Origin of the sequence: Acinetobacter sp. GWC1_38_13 (assembly GCF_001767535.1) — a bacterium.
In the GTDB taxonomy this organism is placed as follows: Bacteria; Pseudomonadota; Gammaproteobacteria; order Pseudomonadales; family Moraxellaceae; genus Acinetobacter; species Acinetobacter junii.
Window position 1 is genome coordinate 21,856 of the sequence record NZ_MELG01000021.1, and the last position, 8,785, is coordinate 30,640.

Below are 8,785 nucleotides of genomic sequence, written 5' to 3' on the forward strand. Positions count from 1 at the left end.
TGATATTTTTATGTGAATTTCTAATAACTAAAAAGGCAAGTACAACTCGTGTACTTGCCTTTACTTTAAACTGACTTATCGAGATAAATAAGCTTTTTTAAATTTTAAAAGAAACCCGCTGGTTTAGTTGAGTAGCTCACCAATAGGTTCTTGGTTTGTTGGTAATGGTCTAACATCATGCGATGGTTTTCACGACCAATACCTGATTTTTTGTAACCACCAAACGCTGCATGAGCAGGGTAAATGTGATAACAATTTGTCCATACACGACCCGCTTCTATTGCACGACCTGCACGGTATGAAGTGTGTGCAGAACGTGACCAAACTCCAGCTCCTAGGCCATAAATGGTTTCATTGGCAATTTTGATTGCTTCATCAAAATCTTTGAAAGTGGTCACTGACAATACAGGTCCAAAAATTTCTTCTTGGAAAATTTGCATACTGTTGTGTCCTTTGAACACCGTCGGTTCAATATAGAAACCTTCACCAACTTCTTGACGAGCACCACCACCTACAAGTACTTCAGCACCTTCCTCGCGACCTGTGCTGATACAACGTAGGATTTTCTCTTGCTGTTCTAAGGAAGCCTGAGCGCCAACCATGGTTTCAGTATCTAATGGATGACCCAACTTAATTCGTTTAACTCGCTCGATTGCTTTTTCTAAAAACTTATCTGCGATACTTTCTTGAATTAAGGCACGAGAAGGACAAGTACATACTTCACCTTGATTCAATGCAAACATTGCAAAGCCTTCTAGCGCTTTATCAAGATAATCATCATCTTTGTCCATCACATCTTCAAAGAAGACATTTGGTGATTTACCCCCAAGCTCCAAGGTGACTGGAATAATATTCTCAGTTGCATATTGCATGATGAGCTGACCGACTTGAGTAGAACCAGTAAATGCAATCTTCGCAATACGGGGACTAGTTGCTAATGGTCGACCCACTTCAGCACCAAAACCATTAACAACGTTGAGAACACCTGGTGGAAGTATGTCTTGGATAAGTTCTAAGACCAGTAAAATACCCACAGGTGTCTGTTCTGCTGGTTTTAAAACAATACAGTTACCCGCCGCGAGTGCTGGTGCGAGTTTCCAAGCCGCCATCAAAATCGGAAAGTTCCAAGGAATGATTTGACCTACAACGCCTAAAGGCTCGTGAAAGTGGTAGGCAATCGTATCTTCATCAATCTCTGAAATTCCGCCTTCTTGTGCACGAATACATCCAGCAAAATAGCGGAAGTGATCTATCGCTAACGGGATGTCCGCGGCTAAAGTTTCACGTACTGGTTTACCATTGTCCCAAGTTTCTGCAACTGCAAGAAACTCAAGGTTTTGTTCCATACGATCCGCTATTTTTAATAAAATATTTGAACGCGTTGTAGCAGAGCTTTTATTCCATTCAGCTTTTGCTTTATGTGCTGCATCGAGAGCAAGTTCAATGTCTTCAACTGAAGAACGAGGGATCTTTGTAAACACTTTGCCATCGACAGGTGAAACATTATCGAAGTATTCTCCTCTTACAGGAGCTACCCATTGACCGCCAATAAAGTTCTCATATTGAGATTTAAATTGGACTTTTGAACCAGGTTGGTTAGGATCGATGTAACGCATATATAAATTCCTTTGCTTATAATTGATTTAACGATCTACAGCTTTGGTATAAGGTACTTTTGTACGTTATTTCTTTAGGATATAAGTGCGAAGGTTGGAGAAAGGTTGGAAACCATGATCAAGTGTGAGGGATACACAAATGTTTACAAAACAAGAGTTATTGCAACATCGTTCGTCCGTTGATCAGCTAAAAAAACAAAGTAGTCTGTCGCCACAAAATGCTGAAAAACTTGGTCAAAGTATTGCGAGTTCATGGCAGCGATCTGTTTCGTCCTCGATTCCTAAAGAACGCTTAGCAGCACCACTATTAAGTCAAAATAAAAAGAACAAAAGCAGTTTGGACCTAGCACTTGAGACCTGTTCCGATGAACTAAGTCATATTGCAGAACAATCCTCAATGGTTATCGCGGTAGGTGACGTTGGAAGTACGATTATTTGGACTGCATCTAGTAATCAAATGCAAAGTGCAGCTGAAAAAGTGCATTTTATTGCAGGTGGGCAGTGGGCTGAAGATATGGTCGGAACCAATGCTCTAGCACTTTCTTTAAAAACTCAACAATCAAGTTGTGTGTTCTCAAATGAACATTACATGGAGTCTATTCATGATTGGGTGTGCTATGCAGCACCAATTTTAGACCCGTATTCAAAACAGGTATTGGGTGTCGTTGATTTATCTACGACATGGAAAAAACACAATACACTTGGTGTATTAGCTGCTGAACGATGTGCATCTATTATTCAAACTGCTTTAATCGAACAACAGCGCCAACGTTTATATATTCGTGCCTTTGCCACGCCTCAAATTATTTTTAACCATAAATCATTGGTATTAACTCCAAGACAGGTCGAGATATTAGTCATTTTAGCCTTATGTCCAAATGGCTTGAATTTAGAAAATTTACATCAAGCATTATATGGTGAGCGTAAGGTGAGTATCGGTACGCTCAAAGCAGAAATGTCTCAACTACGGGATATTTTAGGTGGTATGTTGGGTTCTCGCCCATATCGTCTACTGGCTGATGTTGAAGCTGATTTTTTATCAGCAGAGCAGGCCTTAGATGCAGGTTATGTCGCGTCTGCACTTCAATTATATAAAGGTGTTTTCCTCTCTAAAACTGAAAGTCCATTTTTATGTGCATGGCGTGATTGTCTTGAGTCTCGCTTAAGCGATGCGATTTTCAAAACTAAAGAAACAGACCTACTCCTTAAACATGTGGCCCATTTCCCAGAAGCAATCGATGCTGTAGAACGTCTAATGGAATTGTTCCCGAGCGAACATCCTGCACGCTTATCTTTGAGTAAGTTTAAAGACGTATATTGATTGAATATTTGAAATTAGGATTGTCTAGCGTTAATTAAAAAATGAAATTTACTTTGCCTGAAAAAGAACTCGCTATTCTGTAGAAAGATTAAAAAATTAAATAAATAATTGTTTACTTTGAATTTTAATTTATATAAAAAAGTGGGAATATAACCATTTTAATATTCCCACAAAAAAGTAAGCCAAGTCTCGGAGTTCTGGCTTACTTTTGAGAGGAAAGCGTTATAAAGCAGCTTTAAAAATTTCTACAACTTGAGCATGTGTTGCTTTACGTGGGTTGGTCAGCATACATGCATCTTTTTGAGCATTTTCAGCCATTATTGCCAAGTCCTCAGTTTTTACACCAAGTTCGGTTAATCCTGATGGGATGCCAATTGATGATGAGAGTTCACGAATTGCATCAATTGCGGCAAATGCAGCTTCTGTTTCAGTGAAACCTTCAACATTAACGCCCATTAACTCTGCAATTTTTGCATAACGATCTTGGCAAGCGATTAAATTAAATTCGCATACATGTGGTAAAAGCACCGCATTACATACGCCATGAGGAAGATTGTAGAACCCACCAAGCTGATGTGCCATTGCATGGACATAACCTAGAGATGCATTATTAAATGCCATACCCGCTAGATATTGTGCATAGCTCATTGCATCGCGTGCTTCGATATTTTCACCATTGGCTACAGCAGGGCGTAACCATTGACTGATCATAGTAATGGCTTTCTCAGCACAGGCATCTGTAATTGGATTTGCAGCAGTAGAGACATAAGCTTCGACGGCATGAGTTAATGCATCCATTCCTGTAGCTGCCGTTAAACCTGCAGGTTTTGCAACCATAAGCTTAGGGTCATCAATTGCAATCAGAGGTGTACAACGCCAGTCTACAATTGCCATTTTGACATGAGTATCCGTGTTGGTAATGATGCAGAAACGCGTCATTTCTGAGGCTGTACCTGCTGTAGTATTGATTGCAATCAAGGGAGTCATCGGAACTGTACTTTTATCAATTCCTTCATAATCACGAATATGTCCGCCGCCAGCGGTAACTAAACCAATTCCTTTTGCACAGTCATGAGATGACCCACCACCTAAAGAAACAATAAAGTCACAGCCATGATCATTGTAGGCCTGTACACCATTATGAACGTTAATATCTGTTGGGTTAGGCTCTGCACCTGGAAAGATGTGGCTATCTACACCAGCTTCTTTCAAATATCCTGAAATAGTATCTGCTACACCAAATTTAAATAGACCTTCGTCTGTAACGATTAATGCTTTTTTTGCACCGAGATTTTGTGCTTTCGTTCCAATCTCTTTTGCACAGCCTGGACCAAAGAGAGAAACGCAAGGAATATAAAAACCGTTTGTTTGATCTGCAATATTTTTAAAAGCCATGGAGTGATTCCTTCTTCCATTTTCCATTGTTTGTTATTCAGGTGAGTTACACCTTGAACTTAGTATGGAGTGCTTAAAAAAATTTCCTACCTACCAAATACCTACCAAAATATTGTTTTAAAAATAAAAGGGATACGCTACATAAAGTTGAGTATCCCTATACAAAGTTTAAGTCTTTAGAATTTATGAGTGTAGTTTACAAACATGCGATCCTCACCAAAATCATTTCCATGCTTCACATCATAATCAATTCGAATATATTGCAATGCCAAACCTTTGAGATAGGGCTGTTGAAAAGCATAGTTCAAGATAATATTAGACTCACTTTCATGATTTTTTTTACCATCAGCCGTTTCGAAATCCCCACCATAAACATATTTTACGGCTGCATTAAAACCAGGGATATAATCTTTAAAATTATAACCATAAATAAAATGATATGACTTTTCATCTTTCTTAAAGAAACCTGTAGCATTCCAATTAATGAAATATGTTTCAGGAAGAAAACCATCTGGTAATGGGTAGGCAGATTCACCAATAATTTGCTGATAGCCTAAACCAAAAGTATGATTATTTACTTTCAATGTTTCTAATAAACCAATATTTTGTGCATCAATATTAAAATCATTTCCATCTTCTTGAGCATTAAAATATTTAAATTTTGAATTAAGCACATAATTTTTACCTTTCAAATTATGCTCTAAACCCAAATAATGTTTATTGTATAAATCCTCCATGTTGCCATAATAATATTCTCCCTTTAAATCAGGGGAGAACTGATAGCGTAAATCAATATAATTTAAGCCATCTGAGTATTCTGTCTTTCCATTTGAAGTAAAAGAGAATTTACGAAAATCTTCTTCATTACGAGGGGATACTTTTTCAACACGACCTATTTCTGCGTAAAGTTGATCAGTTAATTGTGACTTAAGGTTTGCACCCCAATAAGATGTTAAGAGCTGACGACTGCTATCTACGGCAGTAACAGGTAAGTCTAACCAAAGCTCACCAACACTCAACAAGGTTTGGTCATAACCCAATTTTAAGGTGGCGCCGTGTTTTAAATAATCGGAAGCTTGTGATTGAGTCGCTTTATCAAATGGTAATACCGTATCAGCCACATGTTTATCTGAACTTAATCTAACAGCATATTGAACGGAAGCATCCACACCGATTGTCAAAGGTTTTTCAGCAATACTTAATGGTGTCTCAAGCATTCGTGAGTTATAAAATAAAGAGGCAGCTTGAGACCAACTTCCAGTATCCTTTAATGCTTCATTCTCAAAATTACGATTGATGTAGGCATTTTTTAAGGTAAATTTCCATTCTTCTTTAGCGCTTTCATTATCAGCCCAAAGTGAAGTTGAAACTAATCCACCTAGGAGTGAAATAGAGGACAAAATAAGCTTATTACATTTAAATGTATGCATTTTTTAATTTCCATCCTGAGTTGAGTTGCGCCAATCCTCGGCGCAACATTACTTATTGCTGGTTGACTGAAGCTTGTGTTTGAAGAGTTGATTTTGAACTTTCAGGTACATTGACCGAGACTTTTAGATTGACGAGGAAGATCGCAAATGCAGCAATCACACCTGGAATTGCAATTGCTAAGAAGTTCATTTGATGAGGTAGTTCAAAAGTGAGCAATGCACCTGTAAGTACAGGTCCGATAATTGCACCTATACGACCGATACCTGATGCCCAGCCCATACCTGTTGAGCGAACAGTAGTTGGATAAAATTGTGCAACGAAAGTATATAGAAGAATTTGTGAACCGATCGTTGCTGCACCTGCTAAAGCAATTAAGCTATAGAGAACAATTTGAGGACTGTTGAATCCCAATAGTATTAAGGCAGCAGCTCCGATTACAAACATTGAGGTAATGACGGGTTTTAAATGGAATCGATCTGCTAAAGCACCGCCTCCAATTGCACCAACCATACCGCCAATGTTCAATGCAAATAAGAACAGCATACTTGCGCCTAAAGAATATCCTGCTTGCAACATCAATTTAGGTAACCAACTTCCCAATGCGTACACCATTAATAGGCACATAAAGAAAGCGATCCAAAACATGAATGTACTAAATGCACGACCATCTTGGAAAAGGGCTTTTACTGGTGCTTCATGATGAATATTTTCATTGAAAACCAATTGAGTATTTTGATGAATGTCTTGTGTAGGTAGCAGCTTATTGATGATCTGTTTAGCTTGTTCTTCCTTTCCAGATTTGATCAGAAATGCCAATGACTCAGGTAGGAATTTCCAAATGATAGGCAACATTAACAATGGAATCCCTGCAATCAGGAACATGATTTGCCATCCCATATCTTTTACCAACCAAGCACCTAATAATGCTGAAGTCATACCACCAATAGCATAGCCACTAAACATAATTGCGACTAAAGTACTTCGAATTTTTTTAGGTGCATATTCCGTCATTAATGCAACAACGTTTGGCATTACGCCACCTATACCTAATCCTGCTATGAATCTTAAAATTGCAAATTCAACGGGATTGGTTGTAAAAGCCCCTAGAAATGTAAAACCACTAAATAAAGTGACACAGATCATGATGGTTTTCTTTCTTCCTAAACGATCTGATAATGTACCGAATATCATTGCACCAAACATCATTCCAAATAGGGCAGCACTTGCTAATAATCCTGCTTGAACAGCCGTTAATGACCATTGCTGCATTAATAATGGTAATGCAACACCGTAAATAACCAAATCATAGCCGTCGAAAATAATAATTAGTAAGCACCAAACTAAAACCTTCCAATGAAATAAACTAAATTTTGCATTATCAATTGTTTCATTGATATTTACTTTTTCCATATACATCCTTCACCTCCAATTTGTGAAGCTTTGTTTTATTAATGTTTAAACTATTTTGTTATGGAGATTCAGTCAAAAACTAAATTGATATATCTTTATGTCTTTAAGGTATTGAATTTATTATTTTCTATCTAAATTTTAGACGACAAAAAGCAGAGTATTTTATACTCTGCTTTTTATAACAATAGGTATATTAAATAAATTGATTTATATACTGATTAAACTCAACAGGCGCTTCAACGTTTGAAATATGCGAAGCATTAATTTCAACCAACTGAGCATTTGGTATGTGTTGCAACATCCATTCAGCATCTGTAACTGTGGTCACAGGATCATGAGTTCCTGCAATAATTAAAACAGGTATCATGATTTGTTTTAGTTCATCACGAAGATCCGCTTTAGCCAAAGCCTCACAACAATTGGCATAGCCCAGTGCACTGCCAGCACTTAAGTCGTTACATAGGTGGCTACCAACTGAAGGATGACTTTGGAGAAAGGGATCGGTAAACCAACGAGATGCTGCGGTTGCAGCAATTGGTTCTAAACCTTGCTTTCGTACCAGTTCGGCACGATCTTGCCATGCTTGTTCCTGTCCAATCTTCGCTGCTGTATTGGCAACAATCACATGACTAAAACGAGATGGATAATGAATCGCTAACCATTGTCCAGTTAGTCCACCCATTGAAATTCCACAAAAGGCGGCTTTTTCAATCTTCAAATGATCTAGTAAAGCAATCACATCTTCACCTAACTGCTGCAAAGTGTAAGGACCAGTTGGAGTAGAAGATGAACCATGACCACGAGTGTCATAACAAATCACAAAAAAGCGATCTTTAAAAAAATTAAACTGCTGTTGCCACATCCCAAAATTCGTACCTAGGGAATTGGAGAACACCAGAGCAGGGGCATTTACATCACCAAAAGTCTGATAATGAATCATGACATCTGCGGATTGGAACATCGGCATTACTGTTCTCCTGTATCTAGATCAACACGCTGAATAATCAAAGCAATACCTTGACCCACACCGATACACATCGAACACAAAGCATATTGTCCCTTGATCTGTTCAAGTTGGTTCAGCGCAGTGGTCACTAATCTCGCACCCGATGCACCCAGTGGATGACCTAAAGCGATCGCACCACCATTTGGATTGATACGTGCATCATCATCTGCCAAACCTAAATCACGAGTCACCGCTAGAGCTTGAGCTGCAAAGGCTTCGTTTAACTCAATCACATCCATTTGTTCTAAAGTCAGATTGGCTTGTTTCAGTAACTTTTTGATTGCAGGCGCAGGGGCAAAACCCATAATGCGGGGTTCAACACCCACCGTAGTGGCTGCAATGATTTTGGCACGTGGCTTAAGTTGGTATTGAGCAACCGCATCATCTGAGGCTATCAATAGTGCTGCTGCACCATCATTAATGCCTGAAGCGTTACCCGCAGTGACTGTGCCATCTGCTTTCACCACACCTTTGAGTTTGGTCAATGCTTCAATCGTGGTCGATGCACGTGGGTGTTCATCGGTATCAATCACGACCACATCACCTTTACGTTGTGGGATCGTGACTGGAACGATTTCTTGTTTAAAAAAGCCTTTGGCTTGTGCT

The 8,785-nt window shown here is 38.7% G+C and carries 7 protein-coding genes; 1 reads left to right on the top strand and 6 read right to left on the bottom strand.

Going from position 1 to position 8,785, the window contains the following annotated elements:
- Positions 1-104: 104 nt before the first annotated feature.
- Entirely contained in the window at positions 105-1,616 is a 1,512-nt protein-coding gene (exaC, locus tag A2003_RS02000) for an acetaldehyde dehydrogenase ExaC (RefSeq protein WP_004911212.1), read from the bottom strand.
- 139 nt (positions 1,617-1,755) lie between these two features.
- On the opposite strand from exaC, the gene A2003_RS02005 reads away from it, so the two are divergent.
- Positions 1,756-2,937 (top strand): transcriptional regulator, encoded by a 1,182-nt coding sequence (locus A2003_RS02005; RefSeq protein WP_005402604.1) that lies wholly within the window; start codon positions 1,756-1,758, stop codon positions 2,935-2,937.
- A gap of 222 nt (positions 2,938-3,159) precedes the next feature.
- Here the strand turns inward: A2003_RS02005 and mdh are convergent, their stop codons facing one another.
- The 5 genes from mdh to A2003_RS02030 form a co-directional block, all read right to left on the bottom strand.
- Positions 3,160-4,332 carry an iron-dependent methanol dehydrogenase gene (mdh, locus tag A2003_RS02010; RefSeq protein ID WP_039047301.1) on the bottom strand — a complete coding sequence of 391 codons (1,173 nt, stop codon included), beginning with the start codon at positions 4,330-4,332 and terminating at the stop codon, positions 3,160-3,162.
- A gap of 176 nt (positions 4,333-4,508) precedes the next feature.
- Positions 4,509-5,762: an OprD family outer membrane porin gene (locus A2003_RS02015; protein WP_039047302.1), complete on the bottom strand. Its 1,254-nt coding sequence runs from the start codon at positions 5,760-5,762 to the stop codon at positions 4,509-4,511.
- A gap of 52 nt (positions 5,763-5,814) precedes the next feature.
- Complete coding sequence (locus A2003_RS02020; RefSeq protein ID WP_286686737.1) at positions 5,815-7,179, bottom strand: aromatic acid/H+ symport family MFS transporter; 1,365 nt, start codon at positions 7,177-7,179, stop codon at positions 5,815-5,817.
- A gap of 187 nt (positions 7,180-7,366) precedes the next feature.
- Positions 7,367-8,140 carry a 3-oxoadipate enol-lactonase gene (gene pcaD, locus A2003_RS02025; protein ID WP_039047304.1) on the bottom strand — a complete coding sequence of 258 codons (774 nt, stop codon included), beginning with the start codon at positions 8,138-8,140 and terminating at the stop codon, positions 7,367-7,369.
- Positions 8,140-8,785, bottom strand: a 646-nt coding sequence (locus tag A2003_RS02030; protein ID WP_286686738.1) for an acetyl-CoA C-acyltransferase, incomplete at its 5' end; no start/stop codon positions are given. The genes pcaD and A2003_RS02030, both read right to left, overlap by 1 nt.

What these genes read in the sequence shown, in the direction of transcription:
- exaC (WP_004911212.1), bottom strand. Translation starts at nt 1,616, where the DNA reads ATGCGTTACATCGATCCTAACCAACCTGGTTCAAAAGTCCAATTTAAA.
- A2003_RS02005 (WP_005402604.1), top strand. Translation starts at nt 1,756, where the DNA reads ATGTTTACAAAACAAGAGTTATTGCAACATCGTTCGTCCGTTGATCAG.
- mdh (WP_039047301.1), bottom strand. Translation starts at nt 4,332, where the DNA reads ATGGCTTTTAAAAATATTGCAGATCAAACAAACGGTTTTTATATTCCT.
- A2003_RS02015 (WP_039047302.1), bottom strand. Translation starts at nt 5,762, where the DNA reads ATGCATACATTTAAATGTAATAAGCTTATTTTGTCCTCTATTTCACTC.
- A2003_RS02020 (WP_286686737.1), bottom strand. Translation starts at nt 7,179, where the DNA reads ATGTATATGGAAAAAGTAAATATCAATGAAACAATTGATAATGCAAAA.
- pcaD (WP_039047304.1), bottom strand. Translation starts at nt 8,140, where the DNA reads ATGCCGATGTTCCAATCCGCAGATGTCATGATTCATTATCAGACTTTT.